At 57.5% G+C, this 23549-nt stretch carries 19 protein-coding genes and 1 pseudogene; 12 read left to right on the top strand and 8 right to left on the bottom strand.

The window, feature by feature from the left end:
- Positions 1-379: 379 nt before the first annotated feature.
- From ACUIAD_RS02480 to ACUIAD_RS02465, 4 genes are all read left to right on the top strand, one after another.
- Positions 380-1717, top strand: a complete 1338-nt coding sequence (locus ACUIAD_RS02480) for an ABC transporter substrate-binding protein (RefSeq protein WP_445343780.1) — start codon at positions 380-382, stop codon at positions 1715-1717.
- A gap of 224 nt (positions 1718-1941) precedes the next feature.
- On the top strand, positions 1942-2778 hold the full coding sequence (locus ACUIAD_RS02475) for a carbohydrate ABC transporter permease (protein WP_445343779.1): 837 nt from the start codon (positions 1942-1944) through the stop codon (positions 2776-2778).
- A complete protein-coding gene (locus ACUIAD_RS02470; RefSeq protein ID WP_110452897.1) occupies positions 2775-3743 on the top strand; it encodes a carbohydrate ABC transporter permease in 969 nt (322 codons plus the stop codon). The genes ACUIAD_RS02475 and ACUIAD_RS02470 overlap by 4 nt, the downstream gene beginning before the upstream one ends.
- Positions 3744-4125: 382 nt before the next feature.
- The gene (locus tag ACUIAD_RS02465; RefSeq protein WP_445343588.1) at positions 4126-4503 is read left to right on the top strand and encodes a hypothetical protein; all 378 of its coding nucleotides are present in this window, start codon (positions 4126-4128) and stop codon (positions 4501-4503) included.
- Between the two features lie 76 nt (positions 4504-4579).
- Here ACUIAD_RS02465 and ACUIAD_RS02460 read toward each other — a convergent pair whose 3' ends face one another.
- Positions 4580-6523, bottom strand: coding sequence for a PfkB family carbohydrate kinase (locus tag ACUIAD_RS02460; protein WP_445343587.1), 1944 nt, complete (start codon positions 6521-6523; stop codon positions 4580-4582).
- Between the two features lie 178 nt (positions 6524-6701).
- Between ACUIAD_RS02460 and ACUIAD_RS02455 the strand changes: the two are divergent.
- The 8 genes and pseudogenes from ACUIAD_RS02455 to ACUIAD_RS02420 all read left to right on the top strand — a co-directional run.
- A pseudogene (locus ACUIAD_RS02455) lies at positions 6702-7352 on the top strand (ECF transporter S component); the annotation flags it as partial.
- Positions 7353-7498: 146 nt separating this feature from the next.
- The gene (locus tag ACUIAD_RS02450) at positions 7499-8317 is read left to right on the top strand and encodes an energy-coupling factor transporter transmembrane component T (protein ID WP_445343586.1); all 819 of its coding nucleotides are present in this window, start codon (positions 7499-7501) and stop codon (positions 8315-8317) included.
- Positions 8314-9162, top strand: a complete 849-nt coding sequence (locus tag ACUIAD_RS02445; protein WP_445343585.1) for an energy-coupling factor ABC transporter ATP-binding protein — start codon at positions 8314-8316, stop codon at positions 9160-9162. Before ACUIAD_RS02450 ends, ACUIAD_RS02445 begins: the two co-directional genes overlap by 4 nt.
- Complete coding sequence (locus ACUIAD_RS02440; RefSeq protein WP_445343584.1) at positions 9159-9977, top strand: energy-coupling factor ABC transporter ATP-binding protein; 819 nt, start codon at positions 9159-9161, stop codon at positions 9975-9977. Before ACUIAD_RS02445 ends, ACUIAD_RS02440 begins: the two co-directional genes overlap by 4 nt.
- Positions 9978-10011: 34 nt before the next feature.
- Positions 10012-10935 (top strand): nucleoside hydrolase, encoded by a 924-nt coding sequence (locus ACUIAD_RS02435; RefSeq protein ID WP_445343583.1) that lies wholly within the window; start codon positions 10012-10014, stop codon positions 10933-10935.
- A 40-nt stretch (positions 10936-10975) separates the two neighbouring features.
- Positions 10976-12424 carry an MFS transporter gene (locus ACUIAD_RS02430; protein WP_445343582.1) on the top strand — a complete coding sequence of 483 codons (1449 nt, stop codon included), beginning with the start codon at positions 10976-10978 and terminating at the stop codon, positions 12422-12424.
- 450 nt (positions 12425-12874) lie between these two features.
- Entirely contained in the window at positions 12875-14512 is a 1638-nt protein-coding gene (locus ACUIAD_RS02425) for an anthranilate synthase component I family protein (protein ID WP_445343581.1), read from the top strand.
- A complete protein-coding gene (locus ACUIAD_RS02420; protein ID WP_445343580.1) occupies positions 14493-15083 on the top strand; it encodes an anthranilate synthase component II in 591 nt (196 codons plus the stop codon). Before ACUIAD_RS02425 ends, ACUIAD_RS02420 begins: the two co-directional genes overlap by 20 nt.
- Positions 15084-15292: 209 nt before the next feature.
- Here the strand turns inward: ACUIAD_RS02420 and ACUIAD_RS02415 are convergent, their stop codons facing one another.
- The 7 genes from ACUIAD_RS02415 to drmB form a co-directional block, all read right to left on the bottom strand.
- A complete protein-coding gene (locus tag ACUIAD_RS02415) occupies positions 15293-16264 on the bottom strand; it encodes a siderophore-interacting protein (protein WP_445343579.1) in 972 nt (323 codons plus the stop codon).
- Positions 16265-16442: 178 nt separating this feature from the next.
- Positions 16443-17342, bottom strand: a complete 900-nt coding sequence (locus ACUIAD_RS02410; protein ID WP_445343578.1) for an ABC transporter ATP-binding protein — start codon at positions 17340-17342, stop codon at positions 16443-16445.
- A 5-nt stretch (positions 17343-17347) separates the two neighbouring features.
- The gene (locus ACUIAD_RS02405) at positions 17348-18364 is read right to left on the bottom strand and encodes a FecCD family ABC transporter permease (RefSeq protein ID WP_445343577.1); all 1017 of its coding nucleotides are present in this window, start codon (positions 18362-18364) and stop codon (positions 17348-17350) included.
- Between the two features lie 44 nt (positions 18365-18408).
- A complete protein-coding gene (locus ACUIAD_RS02400) occupies positions 18409-19458 on the bottom strand; it encodes a FecCD family ABC transporter permease (RefSeq protein WP_445343576.1) in 1050 nt (349 codons plus the stop codon).
- 44 nt (positions 19459-19502) lie between these two features.
- A complete protein-coding gene (locus ACUIAD_RS02395; protein WP_445343575.1) occupies positions 19503-20573 on the bottom strand; it encodes an iron-siderophore ABC transporter substrate-binding protein in 1071 nt (356 codons plus the stop codon).
- A 559-nt stretch (positions 20574-21132) separates the two neighbouring features.
- Positions 21133-21792, bottom strand: coding sequence for a phospholipase D-like domain-containing protein (locus tag ACUIAD_RS02390; RefSeq protein ID WP_445343574.1), 660 nt, complete (start codon positions 21790-21792; stop codon positions 21133-21135).
- Positions 21774-23549 carry a DrmB family protein gene (gene drmB / locus ACUIAD_RS02385; protein WP_445343573.1) on the bottom strand — a complete coding sequence of 592 codons (1776 nt, stop codon included), beginning with the start codon at positions 23547-23549 and terminating at the stop codon, positions 21774-21776. Before drmB ends, ACUIAD_RS02390 begins: the two co-directional genes overlap by 19 nt.

Genomic DNA, 23549 nt, shown 5'->3' with positions numbered 1-23549 from the left:
TGATGGAGGCTAACCAGGTGATGAGGTCTGAAATTTTCAGAAGTCTCCCCCAACTGCGTACAAGCGGACAGGCTCTTGCGATTGACAGGGAGTTGGGTGGCGATAATAGTCATGATCGTTAATTGTTTTCGATGGTGAGCTGATTGAGCACAGCACCATATCTCTGCTTAATATTGTCTTCTCCTTTGCAGAGGCCTAAATGGTATTTTCCGCGTCCAGTCAGGTTCGGTTTGGCGATCATGTAGTTGCGTATTAACGCGCAGGTGTTAGAGTATGGTTTAATGTCAAATCAACATTGATGTTGAAGTTGCTTCGTGAAGTCAAAGATGATTCATTCATAAAAGCGTCATGCGATTGCCGCTGGATAGCGGGAGGAACAATGATATCGGTAAAAAAGATTCTGACGAGCGGAACAGTCGTATTGTCAGTGTTGGGCTTGGCTGCATGCGGCAGTTCTCAATCCGGGGGGCAATCAGATGCCACAGGGTCTACGGAAATTACAGTCTGGGCTTGGGAAAAGACATATCAAACTGTAATAAAGCCGTTTGAAGCCAAGTATCCTAATATCAAAGTCAAATTAGTCAATGTCGGGGTTGGCAATGATCAGTACAAAGCATTGAACAATGCCTCAGAGGCAGGTTCGGGTTTGCCAGATATCGCCCAATTCAGCTACGAAGACCTTCCAGAGTTTCAGATCAGGCATATTGTTAAGGATATTAGCAAGTACGTTCCCAGTAATTTCAAGAACGATTATACAAAGGGAACTTGGGCCTCATCTGCTATCAATGGTGGTATTTATGGGCTGCCAATGGATTCCGGTCCCATGGCTATGTTCTACAACAAGGAAGTTTTTGACAAGGCCGGCGTGACCGAACCTCCGAAGACCTGGGACGAATATTACGAGGCGGCCAAGAAAGTAAAGGCAGTCGGATCATACATCGAGGCTGATTCCGGCGATGCTGGATTCTTCAAAGCCATGATATGGGCCTTTGGCGGTCATCCATATGATTACTCAAGCGATGGGCAAAATATAACGATCAACCTTTCGAGTGACAAAGGAACTCAGCGGTTTTTGGAATTTTGGCAACGCATGTCAGATGAGAATCTGGTCAATAAAAAGCTGTCCGTGTGGTCGGATGAGTGGAATAGAAGCTTAGGAGATGGTTCTACCGCCGCGCTTTTGATTGGGGCTTGGATGCCGCCGAATCTGCTTTCGTCAGCTCCGCAGGCCGCTGGTAAATGGCGAGTTGCTCCCATGCCTGTTCTGCATGAAGGCGATAAGCATAACTCCGAAAACGGAGGGTCAGTATTGGCTGTGATCGACAAGACTTCTAAGGCTGATGCCGCATACAAATTCGTGCAATATGCCTCCCATGACCGCGGATCTATCAAATTGCGCGTTGGGGCTGGGGCATTCCCTGCCGATACCAAGACTTTGGCAGATAAGCAGTTCTTGGATTCAACGTCTGTCAAGGGGGGCGATGGCAAGGCTGTTGAGTATTTTGGCGGGCAAAAGTTCAACGAAGTACTGTCGCAGGCCGCAAAAGATGTCGATCCTCATTTCAAAAATATTCTGTTTAATGTTTATGCAAGCAGCATTTATGGCGATTATGCGTCCAAGGCTTACTATGGCCAATCCACTTTTAAGCAAGCAATTACCGATTGGCAGAATAGCTTGAAGAAATATGCAAGTCAGCAGGGCTTCACAGTTAAATAGCTGTTATCAAATAGCTGCTAGCGCACAGGAAACCCATACTGTCCTCGGCAGGAACGCTTGCCTATATGTAAACGTTCCTGTCGAGAGGCGGATAGCCGCGCTGTTATTTTGAGTTTGTTGAAAAGGGTCAAGATATGGGTAGGAGAGTTGTGAGCTCAGGCGGTCACACGGCATCGGTGCCGCAGCATTCGCGGACGGCTGCCCGTTGGCGTGGTTGGTTGTTTATGGGGCCGTTTGCGTTGGTGTTTGTGGTGGTGTTTGTGGTGCCGGTGGTGTATGCGGTGTGGATTTCCTTGTTTCAGCATCGGATGGTTGGCGGGACGGTGTTTGTTGGGTTGGCCAATTATCGTCGTCTGATGGCTGATGGGCAGTTCTGGTCGTCGGTGCGTCGGGTGGTGGTGTTCACGGTGGTGCAGGTGCCGATCATGCTGTGCTTGTCGGCGTTGATGGCTTTGGCCTTGGATTCGCTGCGTCTGCATGGGATGCGGTTCTTCCGTATTTCGACGTTTCTGCCGTATGCGGTGCCGGCGGTGGTGTCGGCTTTGGTGTGGGGGTTCATGTATGGGGCGAAGTACGGGCTGGTGGGCTCGCTGAACGCGTGGCTGGGCACGCATGTGGATGTGCTGCAGCCGTCGGTGCTTTTGGCGGCGATCGGGAACATCAATACGTGGGAGTTCACGGGGTATAACATGCTGATTTTCTATTCGTCGCTGTCGACGGTGCCGCGTTCCTTGTATGAGGCGGCTGCGATCGACGGGGCGAGCGAGTGGCAGGTGGTGCGCCGGGTGAAGCTGCCGGAGCTGCGGGGCTCGCTGGCGATCACGGTGATTTTCAGCATCATCGGCTCCTTCCAGCTGTTCAACGAGCCGAGCGTGATGCAGAACATGGTGCCTGGCAATGCGATCACGACGTATTACACGCCGAACATGTATGCGTATAATCTGAGTTTTTCGGGCAATCAGTCCAATTATGCGGCTGCGCTGGCTATTGTGATGGCGGCGTTGACGATGCTGGTGGCGTATGCGGTGCAGCTGCGGAGCATGAGGGAGCAGATGCGATGAGCGTGCTGGATGCTGAGGGCCGCAGGGTGCGTGCGGCCGAGCGTGCGCGGGCTAGGCGCGTGGCGGCGGACGAGCGGGCGGAGCGGCGTCGAGCGGCGTCGAGCGGATTCTCGAACCCGTCGAATCCGCGCCGGTCGGTGTGGCTGACGCTGGCGTGCGGCGTGTTCGCCCTGTACTGCCTGTTCCCCTTCGCCTACCTGCTGGTGAACGCGACGAAGACGCAGGCGGACTTCACGAGCACGTTCGGCCTGGGGCCGGGCCGAACGTTCGCCTTGTGGGACAACATTCGTGAGGTGTTCTCCTATCAGCAGGGGATCTTCGCCCGCTGGCTGGCGAACACGCTCCTGTATGTGGTGGTGGGCGCGGGCGGGGCAACGCTGCTGGCGGTGATGGGCGGATATGCGCTGGCCAAGTTCCGGTTCCCGGGCCGCAAGGCGGTGTTCGCGGTGGTGCTGGGCGCGATCAGCGTGCCGGGCATCGCGCTGGCGGTCCCCCAGTTCCTGCTGTTCGCGAAGCTGGGGCTGACGGACACGCCCTGGGCGATGATCATTCCCAGCCTGATCAGCCCATTCGGCCTGTATCTGATGTGGATCTTCTCGGACCAGGCGGTGCCGGGGGAGCTGCTGGAGGCGGCGCGCGTGGACGGCGCCTCGGAGTGGCGCACCTTCCGCACGATCAGCCTGCCCCTGCTGGCGCCGGGGATCGTGACCTGCGCCCTGTTCACGATCGTGGCGACCTGGAACAACTACTTCCTGCCCCTGATCATGCTCAAGGACGCGGACTGGTACCCGCTGACGATCGGCCTGAACCAGTGGAAGGACCAGGCCAGCACCGCGGGCGGGCAGGCCATCCAGAACCTGGTCATCACCGGAAGCCTGATCACCATCATCCCCTTGGTCATCGCCTTCCTCCTCCTGCAGAAATACTGGCAGTCCGGCCTCGCCGCAGGAGCCGTCAAAGAATAACCAAACAAACCTTGGAATATCCTTATGACGGCGTCTCTTCGGGCATGAGGCATTTAGGTTATTTGTGTTGTCTAGAGCTCTGATGGGTGTGACTCTGAGACAATGGGAGGAGTTGAAATGCTCGTCTATCCGTTATCGGATAGTGGTGTGACGCTCAAAGCCGATTGCTTGCATTGGTTCCGGTACGGAAATGTGATGCTTGGACAAGGTAGACAAGGCGCCCAGAGCCAGTGCATCGTTGGCGCATATGATGCTTGAGGCATATTTACTGTTTGCAGCGGCATCTCTGCGGCTTTTTCGCCTTCTATTTCAATCAGTTCACGAACGGGACGAATAATCGATCAGGCTGTAAGGCGTGATCTTGTAGGGCTAATGGATACCCATGCAGTCTCATGTCTGTGTCTCTGTCCTGTATATGACGAAGCCACTGGGGTGTCGGATCAAGATCTATGGCATCCTTCTCGTAGATTTCGAAAGAAGCGCCGGTCATTCCTATGCGACCATCGGAATGCTCGATAAGCCAATTCGCGGCGTAACACGATGCATCAACATTGGGCATCATGACCGCGTCCAATTCGCCATCGCCCAAATAGCCACCTGCCAATATGACGGGGTAATCCTGTTTAAGGTGGCAGACACATCGCAAGGTAATGGCGTCAGCGAAGAAAATCCAGCCATCAGCATTGAGCTGATATGTTTCTGCGATGGTTTCTTCAAAGTCGTCGCCGCATACACTTACGACCAGACCGTACCCTCTTGATGCGCACATGTGCTTTATGTTGAAGAGCGAAGCCCATTAGGACGGATAGACATGACCCTGCTCGCACCCGGAGTGCTCAGTCGATCAGGCCCTCCAGTTGGCGACGGCTGATCAGGGAGGGGATGACGCCTTCATGGGCGACGCTGAAACCGGCGGCCAGATTGGCGATCCGAGCGGCTTTGTCCAGGGAGCATCCGTTGCACAGATAGGAAGCCAGAGCGCTGATGAAGGCATCGCTGGCGCCGGTGTCGTCGACCGCTCGTGCCTCATGGGCGGGGAAGTCCTTGTGCCCGCTGGCAGTGACCAGGGTGCAGCCGCGCTCTCCCAGGGTGATGATGACCTTGCCGACCCCGCCGTCAATGAACTGTTGTGCCTTATCCACTACCGATTCCGGTCCGGGTATCAGAGTGTTCAGCTCGTTGAAATTTGGAATCAGAATGTCGATCGAATTCAGAAGGTCCTCAGGCAGATGGTTGCAGGATGACGGCTTGAGGATAGTGGCGGCATGGTGACGTTTGGCTGTCCGGCAGGCTTCGGCGACAGTGTCCATGGGAATCTCCGTCTGGATCAGGCAGTAGCCGGTGTTTCGGAAAATCTGATCGCGCGCGGTGATGTCGTCCGGCGTCAGGGATTCGTTGGCGCCGGCGACCAGAGAGATCATCGACTCGCCCTTGCTGTCGACGAAAATGTAGGCTTTGCCGGTGTCCGCCCCGGTGACTCTGCGCACGCCGGTGGCATCCACACGGGCCTGCCTCATGGTTTTGTATATGTAGTCCGCAGCCGGATCGCTGCCGACATTGCCGATCAGGGAGACCTGATGCTGCAGCCTGGCCACGCCCACCGCCTGGTTGGTGGCCTTGCCCCCCGGCGTGGAGGCGAAGTTTCTGGTCGTGGTGGTCATGCCCGCCTTGGGCAGGCTGGAGGCGGTCAGGTAGGTGTCTACGTTGATGCTGCCGACCACTACGATCTTCTTGCATTGCTGGTCCGGGGGCCGGCCGACGGTCTGCTCGCCTTCCAGCGCGAAGACATGGTCGAATGCCTCGCTTTGATGGGAGTCATGTTCGATGGCGTGGATGATCCGTCGGCACAGGTAGGCGCCGAAGTCGGCGTTGCGCATGATGTAGGACGATATCTCCGGACTGCCCGGGTAGCGCAGGTGCACGTTGGTGTCGTTCATCAGCGAGACCAGGGAGAGATCCTGGGGGAGGCGGTAGTGCATGGATTCGGCAAACTGGAGGAATTCCAGGGCGTGGTGGTAGTGGGATGCCACGACTCCGGTGACATGCCGGTTCTCCAATACCCGGGTCAGATCCTCGTCGATGGTTCCCAGGACCATGTCAGCGTGGTATTGGAGGTTGTGGTCGAACAAGCAGCGTCGATAGCCGTGCAGGAAGCTCTGGGTCCGTCTGCCCGGCGAGAGCAGGCAAGCGATGCTGGTGTGGCGGCGCTTGATCAGCTCTTCCGTAAGACTGTATGCAGCCTCTTCGTAGGGCATGAGCGCGGTCTTGTCGTCTCCTAGGGGGCCAATGGTGAGCTCGGGAATCCCTCCTGCCTCGATCCGGCTTTTCAAGGACAGGCTTGCGCGGTCGATCGGCTCCCAGACCAAGCCATCCACCCTATGCTCCAGGGCGGCAAGAATGTTGCGCTCCTCCTGGTCGTGATCGCCGTAGCTGTTGAAGACCAGGGTCCCGTAACCGGATTTCTGTGCCTGCTGGATGATTCCGTCCAAGGTGGAGTCCATGGAGATGGATGAGCTCAGCAGGACCCCGATTCTCCAGGTGGTGGTGTTGGGCTTGGAGGATCCGTAAGGCGTGTAGTGGTACTTCCTGACCAATTCAAGGACCCGGTCGCGCGTGGCGGCTGTGATGCTCGCGTCCCTGTGATTCACGATCTTGGAGACCGTCGAGGTGGATACGCCGGCAAGCTGGGCAATGTCCTTGATGTTCATAGGGTTCCTGTCCTCCTCATCTCTGACGCTCCGGCGAATGGCTTCGTTGGCCTGTTGGATCTGGCGAATCAAGCTTACCTGAGAGATCGTCGTCAGAGGTTTCGCATTTGACACCCCAGACAGCTGTTGATAGTCTCTGTCAATGAAAGTTGTTTACGAAAGTGGTTTCTCAAAGCGGTGATGCGGATCTGGCTGTGAGCGACGGCCATCTGCAGAAATCGACATTCAAGGACCAAAGGCGGTACGGATTATGAGCGCGCGATCGTTGTGGAGAGGAATCACTGCTCAGTTCTCGACAAAATCCTTGGTGCTGATACCCATCGCAGTGGGCATCAACCTCATCGGCGGAACCCTGAGCTCCACCCTCAAACTGCCGCTCTTCCTGGATATGATTGGCACCACGGTCATCGCCTGTCTGTCCGGCCCTTGGGTGGCTGCCCTGTGCGGGCTGCTGACCAATATCTTCCTCGCTTTGGTGGCCAATCCGGTCTATCTGCCCTATGCGCTCTCCAGCGTTTTGTGCGGCCTGGTCATCGGATACATGGTCAAGGCGGGGCTGTTCAAACGGATATGGGGTGTCGTCCTGGTCTGGCTGGCCTGCGCACTGGTCAACACGGTCACCGCCTCCCTGATCACCGTGCTCGTCTATGGGGGCGCCACCGGAGTCAACGGCACTTCGGTCCTCACGGCTGCACTGGTGGTGGCGGTGAAGAACATCGTCATCTCGGTGCTCTCCTCCTCCGTGCTGGAAAATTTGATCGACAAGGGCATTACCGTTCTGATCGCTTATGTGATCGTGCGTCGAATCCCCAAGCGCTTCCTGAGCCAGTACGCCTTGGATGGCAGCGATGACCAGGCGGATCTGGACGATTTGGATGACCTGGATGAGGACGAAGACGACGACGAACGCGAAGCGGCTGGAGCGTCCAGTCAGGAGCGTCCAGCCCGGCCGAGGAAGGTCGACGGTGCGGCAGAATCTGATTGTGGCTCATCGACAGGCGATCCAGCGGACTCGGACCGTGAACGTACCCAAAGGTCTGAACGCTGATGCCTGGTCCTGCATCAAACGGGATTCCTGATTCTCCGCTGGCTCGCATGCATCCCATGGCCAAGATTGCTGGGGTGTGTTCCTTGGGACTTGCGACTTTGGCTTGGCCGGACTTTACCCTGGGTCTGGGAATCATCGTCATCCTCTTCGTAGCAGCGGCCCTGGCCCGGGTGCTCCGGCCTTTCTCTGGCGTCATGCTCGGATTCGGCATTCCCGTCACGCTCATGCTGCTGTTTATTCAGGGGTGCTATAGCCCGAGGAACACCAAGGTCATTCTTGACTTGGGATTTGCCGAGCTGGGCCTTGAAGGCAGCCTCTATGCGGCCAAAATCGTAGTAACCCTTTTGGTCTTCCTGGGGTCTTTCTACCTGACCAATAAAACTACCTACATGGGTCGCCTGGTTGCGGCTTTGACGCAGATAGGCGTGCCATCGAAGATCGGCTACCTGATCCTGGCCAGTCTGAATGTGGTCCCCCAGATGCAGCGCAGGATTGCGGTCATCGAGCAGTCTCAGCATGCACGTGGTCTGGAGACCGGCGGCGGCTTGATTTCCCGGGCGCAGGCCTTCCTGCCCCTGCTTGGGCCGGTGGTTCTTTCCTCTCTGACGGATTCGCAGGAGCGCGGGATGACCCTGGAGACCCGGGGATTCGGCATCCGAGGGGTGCGGCAGACCAGCTACCTGGAGGTGGTCTGGCGGCGCAGCGACACGGTGATGACCATCCTGTTCATCGTTTTTCTGGTGCTGGCTCTGGTGCTCGGCTGCCTCGCGCGTGCTGGCCTGATCACCTTGGCCATTCAATGGGGAGGTCGGGCATGACTGAGGTCATACGAGTGGATGACTTCTCCTTCAGATACCATGATGCCGATCGAAGCACGTTGAAGCGGGTGAGCTTCAGCGTGGAGCAGGGCAGCTTCTTCTGCATCGTCGGAGCCAACGGATCGGGCAAGTCGACCCTGTGCAACGCCTTGGTCGGTCTGATTCCGCACTATTTCGTAGGCAAGTCCAAGGGAAGCATTCGGATCGAGGACATCGACGTAGCCGCTTCGAACATTGCCGATCTGTCCAGACATGTGGGACTGGTCTTTCAGAACCCCTTCAATCAGCTCTCCTATACGGCCGGGACCGTGGCCGAGGAACTGGCCTTCGGGCTGGGCAACCATGGGGTTCCACGTGAAACCATGCATGCCAAGGTGGCTCGGGTGGCTGCCCTTATGCATATCAGGGATCTGCTCGGCAAGAACCCTCTGGAGCTTTCCGGCGGACAGGTGCAGCGAGTGGCCCTGGGCTCGACCTTGATCATGGAACCGGACATTCTGGTTCTGGACGAATGCACAGCCCAGCTGGATCCGCTAGGCAGCGAGGAGATCTTCGACATTGTCAAGCGGCTCAACCATGAGGGGATCACCGTAGTCATGGTCGATCACGATATGGAGCGGGTCGCTCGATGCGCCGACCAGGTCATGGTCCTGGGGGCAGGCCGGGTTCGTGCCATGGGCACCCCCGAGGAGGTCTTCACCGATCCCGAGACGGTGAAGTGGGGGATTGACATACCGGATTACGTCAAACTCGGCAGGGGTTTGCAGGACGCTGGATTCGACCTGCCGGATCTGCCCGTACGCGAGGACCAGGCGGTACGCATGATTCGGAAGGCGCTGCGATGAAGATCGACCTGGAGCATCTGGAATACGTCTACCCGCATGGCCATCGTGCCCTGGACGGAGTGAATCTGACCTTCGAAGGTGATCAGCCTGTGGCGCTGATCGGTCAGAACGGCGCTGGCAAGACCACCCTGGCCAAGCATCTGAACGGCATCCTTAGACCAACCAGTGGTCGCATCTTGATTGACGGCGTCGATCTGGCTACGGCGAACACGGCCCAGTGGGCCCGCAAGGTGGGGTACGTCTTTCAGAATCCCGACGATCAGCTCTTTCTGGACAGCATCCGCAAGGAATTCGAGTTCGGTCCCCGGCAGCTTGGGGTCGATCAGGATCTGATAGAGCGCCGCATGGAGCAGGTGGCGCAGTTAGTGGGCCTGGCGGGCCGGCTGGATGATCATCCGTTCGATCTGAGCCCCACCGAAAAGAAGTTCTGCGCCATCGGCTCCGTCCTCATGATGGACACGGGCGCCGTGGTCTTCGACGAACCCACGTGCGGACAGGACCGGGCCGGCAATGATCGGCTGGCTGCCATCATCGCCCGTCTGCAAGACCAAGGCAGACTCTGCATCACCATTTCCCACGATATGAAGTTTGTCACCCGCAACTTCCCCAGGGTTGTGCTCATGCAGCATGGCCGGGTCCAGCTGGATGGCAGCCGCGAGGAGGTTTTCGCCCGGGAGGATGTGCTCAAGCAGGCCTATGTGACGCCTCCGCCCATCACCCGGGTGGCCCGGCAGATCGGCTTGGATGGCCCGGTCTTCACCGTCGCCGCCTTTGTCGATGCAGCCCGCCGGGCCCAAAGCGGGGCAGGAATTTGAGTTTGGATACGACAAGAGCAAAAGGAGTGAAGCAATGACCAGACCACTGATCATCGACACGGACCCCGGCATCGATGATGCTGCGGCCATTACGATGCTGGTCGACGAACCCGGCTTTGACATCAGGCTGATAGCGTCGGTGTCCGGCAATGTGGGCATCGGCCACACCACCAACAATGCGCTGAAGCTGCTGACTTTCCTGGGCAGGCGCATCCCCGTGGCCCGTGGCGCGGCGGCCCCGCTCATGCGCGACAACAGGTTCGCCACCGAAGCCCACGGCAAGTCGGGGATGGGGTCATTCGTCTTTCCTGAGCCGGACGCCAGCCTGCTGACCGAGAACAACGCGGTCCTGGAGGAGCGGCGGGTGCTGCTGGAGAGCGATGAGCCAGTCACCATCCTGACCCTGGGCCCTCTGACCAACATCGCCCTGCTGCTGGCCACCTTCCCGGAGGTCAAGGACCACATCGACCGGATCGTCATGATGGGAGGCTCCACAGGACGCGGCAATATCGGGGTCTATGGCGAGTTCAACATCTCCGTCGACCCAGAGGCCGCCAGGATGGTCTTCCGCAGCGGGCTGCCTGTGACCATGGTCGGCCTGGACATCGGTCGCAAGGCCCATCTGGTCGCCGGAGACCTGGACGATCTGGACGCAGCCGGTGAAGTGGGCGGCATGGTCGCATCCCTCTTCCGGTCCTATGACGGTGGGCACATCGAGGAGGGGATCAAGATGTATGACCCCTCCGCCGCCATGGTGCTGATTCAGCCAGACCTGTTCACCATGCGCGAGGCCTTTGTGGATGTCGAGATCTCCAGCCCGCTCACCCTGGGCGCCACGGTGGTCGATTACGACGGCATCCTTGGCGGCAAGGCCAATGCCAGCGTCTGCGTGGACGTGGACGTGGACAGGTTCCGTTCCTGCTTCGTTGACAAGGTCGGCAAGGTCCGCCGTCAGTAGCTTCCCCATTGCGAAGAACCGAAAGGAAATTAAAGAAAAAATGAGTGAGTCAACTGTCTCCGAGGAGCAGAGGAATGGCATACCCGTTCCCGAGGAGGGGACCCCGGAGTTCGAAAAAATGAACAAGATGGCCCGCGTAGCCATCCCGGTGGTTCTGATTATCTTCACCCTGGGCGTGCTTCAGCAGCAGGCCTTCGGCATGATCTACGTGAACATCGGCAAGCAGCTGAACCAGGCCAATCTGGCTCCGCTGATCACCTCGCTGCCCGGCATCATCCTGGGAATCGTCTGCGTCATCTACGGCTCCCTGGGTGATTTCGTCTCCCTGAAGAAGATGATGATCCTGGGCACGATCGTCTTCGTGCTGGGGTCGATTCTGGGGTGCTTCGGCACCTTCAGCATCTGGATCGTCATCGCCGCCCGCGTGGTGCAATCGGCCGGCTGGCAGGTTTCCGGATCCATCTTCCTGGTTCTGGTCTCCAAGTATGTGGAGAAGAAGAAGCGCGTGCTCTGGTACGGCGTCTTCGTCGCGGTCTTCCGCTTCGCCGCTGCCCTGGGAGTCTTCCTGGCTGGCTACATGACCCTGCTTGACTGGCGCTGGCTCTTCGGCGTAGGCATTGTGGCTGTCCTCTTCATCCCCGTTCTGGCCAAGAACCTGCCCGACCAGCATGCAGCTGGCGCCAAGATCGATGGAATCGGTTTCACGCTGATCGGACTGTTCGCTGCTTCGGTGACCATGTTCTTCACTGACATCAACTGGGGCTGGGGCATCGCCTGCATCGTGACCCTGGTGGCCTTCCTGGTCTATGTCAACAAGGCCAGCAATCCCTTCATCACTCCGAAGATGCTGACCAACCCGGCCTTCGCCATGACCATGACCGTCATCTTCGTTGGCTACTTCTTCAGCTACACCCTGAACGCGGGCGTCAACGCCATTGGTCTGAACGTGTACGGCATCGACTCCTCCAAGGTCTCCAACCTGCTGGTCTGGTCCATCATCCTGGCCGGCATCATGGGATTCGCTGCCGGGCCGATCATTCAGAAGATCGGGCGCAAGGCTTCGGTCATCCTGGCTCTGGCCTGCATGGGCGGCGGCCTGATCGCCATCGCCTTCCTGATCCCCGCCGGCAAGATCTGGGCCCTGGCTGTGGCGCCCTGCATCTACTACTTCGGCACCTCCTTCTTCTACCAGCCCATCGTTGACACTGCGACCCTGACCGTGGCACCTGAGGAGTCCGGCCGTGTGCTCGGCTTCAACGATCTGCTCCAGGCCATCACCGGCTCCATCGGCGTCGCCCTCTTCGGCCAGCTCATGGCCAACGGATCCATGGGTTCGGGCAGTCTGGCCGGCACTGCGCAGGGCCTGGCTTCGACCTACGCCAATGTCTTCATGATCGGCGGCGTGATCATCCTGCTGGGCTTGGTGCTCTTCATCTGCTCCATGAAGATGATCTACAGCCACTCCCGCGTGGCTGAGGACGAGGACTGATCTTCCGAGCTGCTAATTGAGAGAACCGGGTCTGGGAATTTGCCCCTAGGCCCGGTTCTTGTCCATAAGGGTGTGGACGGAATTCTGCTGGACATATTTTTCACAACGCTGGTGGTGGATAAACAGTCTTTGGTCTAAAAATGTCCGAATTCTGGATGGTGGCTGGTCGTATGTATTCGGGTGCTCTAGCATCGTGGCCATGGAGAAAACGACACCATTGCAGCCTTGGTTGCCCAAGGGTGTCTTCTTCTATGTCGATGCCCGATGGCGTTGATGTTGTAGCCGGTTCTTCTTCTGATTTCTGTATTCGCCTCAGTGCATGAGGTTGCTCTTTTACTATCTGCGGACATCCTGCCATGGGAAATCCATATCCATGACGCGCTGAAACGGCATCAGGCGAGGTATCGCTGCCGCTTCCCAACCGCAGTATTTGACCTAGGAAGTGCCCTAATGACTATCAACGTAACTATGGAATCCCACCGGTTCTCCAGTGACCTTGATGCCCTGGCCATCTATAGGCGGCTGTGCACCCTATATGGGGAAAATCAGCTCTTCATCCTGGAGTCCCTGAGCGGCCCCGATCATGATCGGAACCGCTCGGCAATCGGGTTCGAACCGATGCTGGCCGTGAGCGTGACGGACCACGTCATGACCATCGACCCTTTGGGCGATGCTCAGCTGACGGGCCTGCTGGAGACTTTCGGACGGATTGAGCAGGGGGTGGTTCATCTTCCGGTCCCCGGCATCCAGGAAGTCTTTGCAGCGCTGAGGAGGCTGGAATCCTCCTTCGCCATCAGCGGCGACCACGAAGGCCCCTTCGGGATGGGCTGGTTCGGCTACTTCGGGTATGACACCATCTTCATGATCGAGGATCTGGAGGAGCGCATACCAAGGGATGCAGCCTTGCCTGTCATCTCGTTGACGCTGTATCGGGGAATCATCACTCTGGATCTGAAAACCGGTGGTTGCAGCGCCACCCTGATCCATGTCGATAAGGATCCTGCAGGATGTGACAGTCCCGAGGGTGAGGAAAATCTGCGAGAGCGCGGATCTTCTGCACCGTCTGGTGCGCAGGTTCCGAATGCGCCAATCGAGAGCGGCCAGACCGGGCATGGATCCGCGCCGTTAGAAGATGTGCTGGAGCTGTTGCAATCCGACGCGTCGCCGGAGCAATATCCTGAAGTGGATGGCGCCCAAAGCAGCATCCAGGGTGGTATCGAGCCGGACTATCCATACAAGGCCCATGACACGATCGATCGGGATCGCTTCTATCGGTGGTTTGCCAAGGGCAAGGAGCACATAGCCCAGGGCGATGTCTATCAGCTCCAGCTCGGGCATGAGATCCAGGTGGATTCTCGTATTCCGCCCTTCCAGGTCTACCAGCGGTTGCGTCTGCAGGATCCGTCCCCCTATATGTATTACTTCGTGACCCCCCAAGGAGTGCATGTCATCGGAGCCAGCCCCGAACTCTTCATTGGGCTGACCCCCGATGGCGATATAACCCTGCGGCCCATCGCCGGAACGGTCGGCAATCCCGGAGAGGAAGAGGCTCGACAGGCGGCCATCAGGCAGCTGACCAGCGACCCCAAGGAGCGGGCCGAGCACCTGATGCTGGTGGACCTGGGCCGCAACGACGTAGCCAGGTGCTGCACGCCTGAATCCTTGAAGGTGGACCGATTGATGACTACCGAGGTCTACTCCCACGTCATTCACATGGTCTCGGATGTGATCGGCCGGATTCGGTCTGGTCTGGACAAGTATGACGTCTTCTCGGCCGCCTTTCCCGCCGGCACCATGACAGGAACACCCAAGGTACGTGCCGTGGAGATCATTGAGGAGACCGAGGTCAGCCCGCGCGGGGTGTATGCCGGGGCGGTGGGCTTCCTCGGATTCGACGGTCTGGTCCTAACTGCGCTGTGCATACGCACAGCCTCCTACCATTCCGGCAGCTATCACCTGCGTGCCTCGGCGGGGATCGTCGAGGACTCCCAGCCTGAGAGCGAGTGGCAGGAGACCATGAAGAAGATGGGTTCGGCCTACCTGGCCATCACCGGAAAGGAGCTGGCCCATGAAAGTCTTGCTGGTTGATGCCTTTGACAGTTTCGTCTACGTGGTCAAGAACTACGTAGACCTGTTGGGCGCCGATACGACCATTGTCCGGGTGAACCACCTTGCAGAAGTAAATCCGCTTGCCTTCGATGCGGTCATTCTGGGCCCCGGGCCGGGGCGCCCGGAGGACTGCGGCTACCTGGAGCTTTTGGATCAGGTAGCAGGACGGAAGCCGGTCTTCGGCATCTGTTTGGGCATGCAGGCCATCGCGGTACACGCCGGAGCACGGGTGGTCAGGGCCTCCAGTCGTCAGCACGGCAAGGTGAGCGGGATAAGCAACGACGGGAGGGGCTGCTTCAAGGGCCTGCCCGATACCTTCGATGTGACCAGATACCATTCCCTGGTTGCCGATGAGGCCTCGGTAAGTCAGGTCGCCGATCTGGAGATCAGCGCGCGCTCGCTTCTGGACGGCTATGTGATGGGTCTGAGGCGGGGCCGGTCGCTCATGGAGGGCGTTCAGTTCCACCCCGAGAGCATCGGCAGCCAGTATGGTCACCGGGTGATCGGCAATTTCTTCCGGGAGTACTGCGGTTCATCTGACGGGAACTGACTCATCAGAACCGGACGGGGTTCCATCCAATCTGCCGCACAGCAAGCAAGGCTGTGGTTCCTATCCATCAATCCTGCAAGATGCCGTGGCGGATTCGATTCGGCAGCCCATGACCTGTTACTCACGCAGTCAGAAGGGCTTCTGTGATCGCTCTTTGCTTGCAGGTCAGGAAAAGACGAGGGTGGTCGCCCGCTCACGGGGTCGGGCGGTCAGGACATCTCGCTGCGGCCCTGGCGCCAATATCCCATGAATGAGACGCTGCGCCGATCCATTCCCTGGTCTCTGACCAGCATGCGCCTTAGTTCGCGGACGGTGGCTGCCTCTCCGGCGATCCAGGCGTACAGGTCGTCGGCATGAATGGAGGTATCGGCTTGGGCGGCATCGGCAGTCTCCCAGAGCAGCTCTTTGTCGATATCAACCTCTGTGAATTCCTTGGAAGATTCAGCGGTTGCGGCCGTAGGCGGATGGATTGGCAGGTCGTCCAGTAGGTTGCGCATGGCTTCAGTGAGGGCGTGCCCATGCCCGGATTCGTCGCAGGTCGTCCAAATTATGCGGATTCCTTCATGCTCGGGCAGCGGAAGACGGTCCTCTTCGGTCGGGACTTCGATCAATGCCACCCCCTCTCCCTGCCAGTGGTCGCGGATCAGGCTGTCCATTATGGAGCCGATGGCTGGTACCGCAGTCTCATCGCCCACCAGGAGAAGATGTCTGGATTGGCCCGGGTGAAAGTCCATCCCCGCGACGGGTCCTCCGGCCTGTGCATTGGGGCCGATGATGATGGCCTGATCGCCTGGTCTTGCTGCCTCTGCAAAGGCTCCAGCCGGTCCGGCATGGTCGTGGATGACGAAGTCCACATCTATTTGCTCGCTCTCGGGCCTGACCTTGCGAACCGTATAGGTGCGCAGCGGGTTGCGGCTCCCTGCGGGCATGGTCTTCCACTGTTGGTACCAGGCAAGCGGATCTTCAGGGGTCGCCTCGAAGAATGAAGGGGGCGGCACGGATCCGTCGGGGAGCGGCAAGAGGATTTTGATTCGCTCATCGTACCCAGCGTCTGCAAAAATCTTCAGATCCGGTCCCTGGAAGACGATCCGCTTGAAGTGGGGCGAGAGCGTTTCCGCTCTGGCTACGGAGACGCGGAAGGGAATCAAAGGGACAGGCTGGTTGTTGGCTTGGTGTTCCATGGCTGGCTATCTTTCGGTTGAGGTTTATGGGTTGATCGGAACGTCAAGTTGCCTGAGGATGGGGCTCCACTCAGGTTGTCATGGTTCGTGAATCGGTGGTTTTGAGGCTTTCTGGTCGGAGACGTTGGTGTTAGCGATGCGGAGAAGAGGACGAGGGGTTTACATCGAGGGTTTTACATCATTGGATTGGTTGCTGTCGCCCTGTCGGGTCATCCCAGTGTACGTGTACATTGCCAGCCCCGCCAGAGTGGGCTTCAAGACTATGGCTGGGTGCCGGGGTCATCAATGGGGTGCCGGTGGACCCATCGGTCACCACGGTGGATGCGATGCCGAATACCTCGCTGACCAGGCTCTCATTTATGACCTTATCGGGAGCGCCGAAAGCGATCCTCCTGCCATCCTTGATGGCCAGGATCCAATCCGAATATCTGGCGGCCATGTTCAGGTCGTGGAGAACCATGACCACCGTGACGCCCTCCTGCCTGTTCAGGGTGCTCAGCAGGTCAAGTACCTCAAGCTGGTAGGCGATGTCGAGATACGTGGTCGGTTCGTCAAGAAGGAGTATGTCGGTCTGCTGGGCGAGGGTCAAGGCAATCCAGGCGCGCTGGCGTTGGCCTCCGGATAGGCGGTCGATCGGGCACCCCGCCATATCGGTCAGTCCGGTCAGGGCGAGGGCCCGTTCCACTGCCTTTTCGTCCTTGGGCGTCCACCGCTCGACGAAGTGGTGGTGGGGGTATCGGCCACGAGCGACCAGGTCGGCGATGGTGATGCCTGCGGGTGCTGACGGGTTCTGTGGCAGCAGCCCCAGAATCGTTGCAACCTTGCGGGTGGGCATGCTGGTGATGGGCTCTCCGTCCAGCGTGACGGTCCCTGAGGCTGGTTTCAGTATCCTGGCCATGGCCTTGAGGAAGGTTGATTTTCCGCATCCGTTGGGTCCAATGATGGACCCCATCGTGTGTGGGGGTATATCCAGACTCAGGTCCTCGATGACTGTACGCCCGCCATAGGTGAGGCGAAGGTGCGAGGCAGCCAGCTTATGCGCGCTGCTCCAAGCGTCGTATGCCGGAGATGATGTCATGATGGTCAGAGCTCCTGTCTGCGGGTTATGAGGACCATGATCAGGATGAGGACGGGTCCGCCCACAATGCTGGTGATGATGCCGACCGGCACCTGGGTTGTGGGCAGATGCTGAGCGACGATGTCCGACCCCAGAACCAGGCAACCTCCCACCAGGCCCGACTGGATAAGGGCCGATGTTCCCCGACCAACCAGGACTGCGGCGATGGGGCCGGAGAGGAACGAAACAAAGGAGATGGGACCGGTGGTTGCCGTTGCGACAGCCAGGAGCAGCACACCCACGATAATCACCTCGAACTGGACACGGCTTACCATGACTCCCAGTCCGGCGGCCATCTCCGGTCCCAGCTGCAGTGTGCTGACATTCCTGTCGAGTGCCAGCAGGAGCATGGCGCCGACCAGGGTTGTTGTTGCCAGTATGGGTAGATCGGACCACTGGGCATCGGCCAGGCTGCCCGTCAGCCACCGGGTTGCTGCCTGGATGTCCCATTGGTTGCTGCGAACCATCAGCCAGGAACCCAGAGCATTGAACCCTGCGGCCACTCCGATGCCGATCAGTATCAGCCGGGTCGGGTCGAACGATCCGCGCCAGGCCAGGGCCATGACCAGGAGGGCTGTCAGGAGACCGCCCATGACCGCCAGGCAGGCCAAGGGCATGCCCGACAGGCCCAATACGACAATGCCGAAGATGGCGGCCGTGTTGGCTCCTGCCGTGATGCCGATGATATCCGGGCTGGCCATCATGTTGCGCAGGAGGTGTTGGAAACCAATTCCGGCCATGCCGAATGCGATGCCGGCGGCGCAGCCGATCAGTGCCCTGGGCATGCGGAGTTGGAGAATCACGAATCTGGTCCCTTCGTCTCCCTGCCCCAGAAGTGCTCCAATCAGGTTGCTCATGGAGTATGTGCGGTGTCCCAGAACCAGGTCGGACAGCGCGAGAGCAACCAGGAGTACCACAAGCAGGATGGTGACTGCCAGTGAACGAACGGTATGGGTCTGTCGTATCCGTTGCAGGTCGGTCATCGCATCGGGTCTATGCGATTTCTGAAGGAGGCAAGCATCCATGCCTATACCTCCGCGGTTCTTCTGCGCCCGGCCAGAATCACGAATACGGGAGCCCCAATCAGTGCCGTGACGATGCCGACCTCCACATCGGATGGACGGGTGATTATCCTGCCCACCACGTCGGCACCAACCACCAGGAGGGGGCCGATGAGGATGCTCAGGGCCATGATTCGCCTGTAGTCGGGTCCTATGAGCAGTCGTGCCACATGGGGGACCACCAATCCGACGAAGCCAATCGGCCCCGCCAGTGCCGTACAGGAGGCGCAGAGGAGTATCGCCGCAAGCCAGGCCAGGCTGCGGACACGTCCGACATGCATACCCAGTCCTTCGGCCATCTGATCACCCAGGGTCAAGGCGTTGATTCCGGGCGTCAGGCAGAAGGCGAGTATAAGTCCAAGAGCGAGAAGAGGCAGGACCGGCATCATGAGGTCGAACCGGGCGCCGGAGATTCCGCCCACCTGCCAGAAGCGATAAGAGCTGATGACATTGACGCGGGGCAGAAGGATGGCGGAGGTAAGAGACCCCAGTACCGAACTGATCACGACACCGGCTAGGGTCAGCCCTAGCGGAGATGGACCGGATGGCCCCAGGGAGCCTATGGTCCAGACGACCAGTGCGGTCGTCGCACTGCCCAGCAGTCCGACCCAGACGTACTGGGCCGGCGTCGATAGGGAGAAGAAGGCTATGGAGCAGACGATCGCCAGGGCCGCCCCCGTATTGAAGCCCAGAATCGACGGATCTGCCAGTGGATTGCGTGATATGCCCTGCATCAGGGTCCCGGCTACCCCGAGCCCGGCACCGACCAGGAGGCCAAGAACGGTGCGGGGGATTCTCAGGCGGATGGCCGAGACCGCGATGTCATCCGAGGAGGCGGACAGGGCGTGGAGGATGTCGCAAGGGCTGACGGAACGGGAGCCGAAAACCAGGGACAGGGCGCAGGCCATGACCAGACAGGCCGCCAGAATCAGTATGGACAAGACCATGGGTCCGTTTCCCTTGCGATGCATGGCTGCCCGCCGGGTGCCTGAGCGCAGAGTCACTCCCGATCGCATATATCGCCGCCTCTCCCTCTTTCATCACCTCGTCTGCGGCCTGATCAGACCTTGGCGGCGGCCTCGCCCAGAAGCCCGGCGTAGGTGTCGGTCGTCTTCTGGATGGACAGGGCCGAGGGGTCAAGGGCATTGGCCATCTCGCTGTCATTGTCGATGACCACGACGGATCCGCGCTCGACTGCGGGAATCTTGGAGAGGAGGGGGTCCTTGCGCATCGCTTCAAGCAGGTCCGGGGTGCCATAGGTGACGATGATGTCGACATCCTTGTACCTGTCGGCGTGCTCGGAGGAGATCTCCTTGTAGAAGTCCTTGGTGCTCTTGGAGTCCTCCTTGATCGACTCCGGAGTCTCCAGGCCCAGGTCGTTCAGGAATTGCGGACGGGCGTCCGAGGTGGTGTAGACGCTGAACTTAGAGAGCTTGGAGGCATCGAAATACATAACTGCCGCGGTCTTGCCCTTGATGGTCGGTTGGGTCTCTCCGACCTTTGAGATGCGCTCCTCCAGGTCGGCTATCAGCTGCTTGCCCTTTTCGGGTTCTCCGATGGCCTTGGCTGTGGACGTGATGACCTTGCGCCAGGGGTCGCCCCAGGCAACCTCTTGATAGGCGATTGTCGGCGCGATCCTGCTCAAGGTGTCGTACTGCTTCTTGGTCATGCCGGAGAGCAGGCCGATGATCAGATCGGGCTTGGACGCGGCGATGGCCTCGACATCGATGCCGTCCGATTCGTCATGCAGCTTGGGCATATCCGCCTTGGCCACATGCATCTCATCCAGGGCATCCTTGGTCCAGGGCAGATACCCTCCATCCACGGTCTTGCCGAAGGAGTTCTTCTGGATGCTGACCGGCACGACCCCCAAGGCGATGAGGTTGTCGGGAGCGGCCCATCCGACGGTGGCGATGCGCTTGGGCTTGGAAGGGATCGAGGTGGTGCCGTAAACATGATTGATCTTGACGGGGAAGGAACCTTGCCCTTCCGAGGCCTTTGACTGGTTGGACTGGTCTGCCTGCGAGCCCGATCCGCAGGCGCCTAGGAAGAAGAGGGCGCTTGCCAGTACCAGGATGATTGCGATAGTGCGCTTGAATCGAGTGAGGGAAAGGAATGGTCGAATGTGCATGTGGTTCCTTTGATCGTGCTGTCGAATTGGCATGGTGCACCAGAGCCAGGTACCAGATGTAGCATCGGCGCGACGGGAAGAAAAGAGTTGATTTCCTTGGCTGTGTGTGTTAAACGGAGCATACGCAAGGCCGACAGGCAAATGCCGACCATAGAGTCTTTGAAATCAAAGCCGTGGGTAACCTAATGAATTTAGGCTTCTCTGCTGCTCAGTAGCTGATCTCCAACCACTTCAGTGTGGCGTAGATAAGAGCCAATGGATCCCACGGAGGTTTCAAGTGAACATCATTGGAAAAGGTGCTCGGCAGGGGGTGGATGATTCCCGGCGAGCACCGTCGTATATCAAGGTCTTTCAGGGAGGCTAGTACTTAATTTTGTCCCAGATTCATAAAACGCTCAAAGACGGATGCAAGCTTATCAATGTCTCTGCTCTGACAAGATTTTATCCTTGATGGAAAGGCTGTATGTGCTTGAATGACATACAAAGTAAACAACCATCCAGTTCCGCCTCTGCTGCTGTTCCTTCGCCCGAATATCCGACATCGTCATCACCCCATGTATCATTCTTCTTTGAATATTTTTTTGAAGATCAACTGTGTCATTATTTCATCGAGTTGTTTCGCTGTTTGCTCTGATTCAATCAGTGTTCCAAGTTCGATATTTCCTTCTTGTCCGTGGTATGACAGATTTGCCGATGTAATCAAAGTCTGTTTCATATCCGTAGAAATGACTTTGGCGTGCAAAGCTGCCATCTTATCTTTCTCATTGCTGTAGTCGTAGATCTTGAGGAAGTGACCCTTGTACCGAAGCAATTTGTCTGCTTCTGGCTGTTTCGCGATGTTGTTGATAAAGAACTTGACGAAAATTCCTTTCAGGCTTTTGTCAATAATGATGTCTGTAAGTTCCGAGAAATACGAGGAAAGCGCGTATCCGGTAATCAGAATGTTTCTTTTTGCTCCTTCGATCAATGATCGGACAACGGTCATCGTCGGTTTTGCGCGAATTCTGAACGACGGCGGTGCTGTCACGACAAGCGAGACTCTGTCAGCGCTTTCTGTGTTCAGAGCAGACTGGATTGTCTCAGCTATTCCCGCGCAATCTATAGGTGACAAGCTTGGATGCTGTCTGCGCAGGAGGTCTGTGGCATTGTCGGTACCATTGGCGGCATCTGCCCTTATAGTGTTCAGAAGTATTTCTCTTTTTACATCTCCACCTGACACAGCTCATTCACCAGCTCCCGAAAATATGAAGTCTCCTCCCGTTCCGAAAGGGGAACCACGAGTCCTCGGTCAAGCATGCGGTTCCCATTCTCGCAAGCAGTTTCTGAAATCATGCAGCATGAATGGCATGTAGCGCCGTTTAAATTCTGTCCTGCTGGAAGCGTGTTCATGCACTCTGGATCGTTCGTGCATACCAAGGCTTCTTGGAATGCGTCCCGTATGAGGCTTGTCATCTGGTCTGCCGTACCGAGCTCCACAAGACCTCCTAGAGACCCTTCCTTGTCGGAACTTCCCGTGTAGAGCAGAACGCCTGCCATCTTATCGCCGGAGTAGATTCTTTCCCTGATTGCTGAAGAGGAGTACCCCGACGACATCGCCATCTGCTTGATGAGAAGATGGGAAAAGGTATGCATGAGGACATAAACCGCATTGCGATTCGTTGTTATCGTCCACCCTTTTGACTCACAGTATTTCCTATAGGAGACGGTATATTTTTCCGAGATTTCGCTGACTACCGGTTCATCCAGCCACTTCGCAAGCGTTTGCCTGTTGAATTCGATGAAGATTCCTTCGCCGTTTACTTCCACAGCAGGAAGCCAGCGTTCATCCCTGCCTTTTGCTAGGTAGACGACATTCGGCTGTTCGTCCGCATCAGGATCGGGAGCATCAACTCGAGTGAAGCCAAGAAGGACCTGCACTTCACGCAGTCTTGTTATGCGAATGATCCGGTTGAAGTAGTGTTTGAAGTATTCAGGCAAAGCGTCTTCCTCTGCCCTGAAATGCTTCTTGTTCGACTGATAGGTAGGATCATCATGATGCGTTATTGCCTCATACTCCATCCGCTTGATTTCCGTGAACTCTTTGATGTTATTCATGCGCCGCTCATAGGCTGCATCAAATTCCTCGCGTGAATAATCATGAAAGTACTCTTCGTAAATCTGCTGAAGACCTTCTTCCTCAGTGCCTAGGAGTCTTACAGCCATCTTTTTTGCCTGTTCAATATCCCGAAGATGCTCGTCTACCAGGTTGTACAGGGGGTTGATCCACGGCGGAATGGATATGGCACTTCGGGTCACAGCAAAGTACACGTTCGATGCGCCTCGTTGTGACGGGATGACTGGTTTCTCGCAATGTTCGTTTCCGCTATGTGGTCGGAATGGGTGCATGCCGCGGCAAGACAGCCCCTCGAAGTTTCCGGCCTGCGTGGCCCCGCTCATGCTTCTGTGTATGCCGCAGGAGCACTTCACCCACATATCCGACAGCGTGGACGTATTTCCGGTGGAGTACATTCTCATTTTGCCTTCGCAATGAGTATTCCCGCGATGAACCCACCATTTCCACGGAAAATCTGATATGTGCCCGTTTTCGCAGATTGTTATGAAACGGGCAGGATAGGCACGCCAGCCGCAGTCGGGGCAGCTAGCGCCATATTTCAGATATTTGTCAAGATCATTGTCGATACCCTCTCTTGCGTCAAAAAGTCTCCCACATTTGATGTTGGAGCAAACATGCCAGTAAGGAAAAGTAACGACAGGTATGTCATGTGCGGAGGTAGTTCTCGGCGTATAGAAGGCATCGACGTTCAGGTAGGATGCAAGCCGACCGTCTATTATCCTCTTTCCTTTATCCCTCCAGTACGGGATATCAAGAATAGTCACAGAGTCTTTGACGGCATCTACAACTGATCCCGGTCCAAAAGTTGTGATGATCTGATTCGGGCGCAATTCGCCGAGTTTGTTATTGTAGTATCCAGCCAT

It is taken from the genome of Bifidobacterium sp. ESL0819 (assembly GCF_052606245.1).
Note: the sequence above shows the minus strand (reverse complement) of the source record. Positions and strands in the feature narration are given on the sequence as shown.

Coding starts and splice junctions, on each gene's coding strand:
- ACUIAD_RS02480 (WP_445343780.1), top strand. CDS start 380: ATGATATCGGTAAAAAAGATTCTGACGAGCGGAACAGTCGTATTGTCA.
- ACUIAD_RS02475 (WP_445343779.1), top strand. CDS start 1,942: ATGGGGCCGTTTGCGTTGGTGTTTGTGGTGGTGTTTGTGGTGCCGGTG.
- ACUIAD_RS02470 (WP_110452897.1), top strand. CDS start 2,775: ATGAGCGTGCTGGATGCTGAGGGCCGCAGGGTGCGTGCGGCCGAGCGT.
- ACUIAD_RS02465 (WP_445343588.1), top strand. CDS start 4,126: ATGCAGTCTCATGTCTGTGTCTCTGTCCTGTATATGACGAAGCCACTG.
- ACUIAD_RS02450 (WP_445343586.1), top strand. CDS start 7,499: ATGCCTGGTCCTGCATCAAACGGGATTCCTGATTCTCCGCTGGCTCGC.
- ACUIAD_RS02445 (WP_445343585.1), top strand. CDS start 8,314: ATGACTGAGGTCATACGAGTGGATGACTTCTCCTTCAGATACCATGAT.
- ACUIAD_RS02440 (WP_445343584.1), top strand. CDS start 9,159: ATGAAGATCGACCTGGAGCATCTGGAATACGTCTACCCGCATGGCCAT.
- ACUIAD_RS02435 (WP_445343583.1), top strand. CDS start 10,012: ATGACCAGACCACTGATCATCGACACGGACCCCGGCATCGATGATGCT.
- ACUIAD_RS02430 (WP_445343582.1), top strand. CDS start 10,976: ATGAGTGAGTCAACTGTCTCCGAGGAGCAGAGGAATGGCATACCCGTT.
- ACUIAD_RS02425 (WP_445343581.1), top strand. CDS start 12,875: ATGACTATCAACGTAACTATGGAATCCCACCGGTTCTCCAGTGACCTT.
- ACUIAD_RS02420 (WP_445343580.1), top strand. CDS start 14,493: ATGAAAGTCTTGCTGGTTGATGCCTTTGACAGTTTCGTCTACGTGGTC.
- ACUIAD_RS02415 (WP_445343579.1), bottom strand. CDS start 16,264: ATGGAACACCAAGCCAACAACCAGCCTGTCCCTTTGATTCCCTTCCGC.
- ACUIAD_RS02410 (WP_445343578.1), bottom strand. CDS start 17,342: ATGACATCATCTCCGGCATACGACGCTTGGAGCAGCGCGCATAAGCTG.
- ACUIAD_RS02405 (WP_445343577.1), bottom strand. CDS start 18,364: ATGACCGACCTGCAACGGATACGACAGACCCATACCGTTCGTTCACTG.
- ACUIAD_RS02400 (WP_445343576.1), bottom strand. CDS start 19,458: ATGCGATCGGGAGTGACTCTGCGCTCAGGCACCCGGCGGGCAGCCATG.
- ACUIAD_RS02395 (WP_445343575.1), bottom strand. CDS start 20,573: ATGCACATTCGACCATTCCTTTCCCTCACTCGATTCAAGCGCACTATC.
- drmB (WP_445343573.1), bottom strand. CDS start 23,549: ATGGCTGGATACTACAATAACAAACTCGGCGAATTGCGCCCGAATCAG.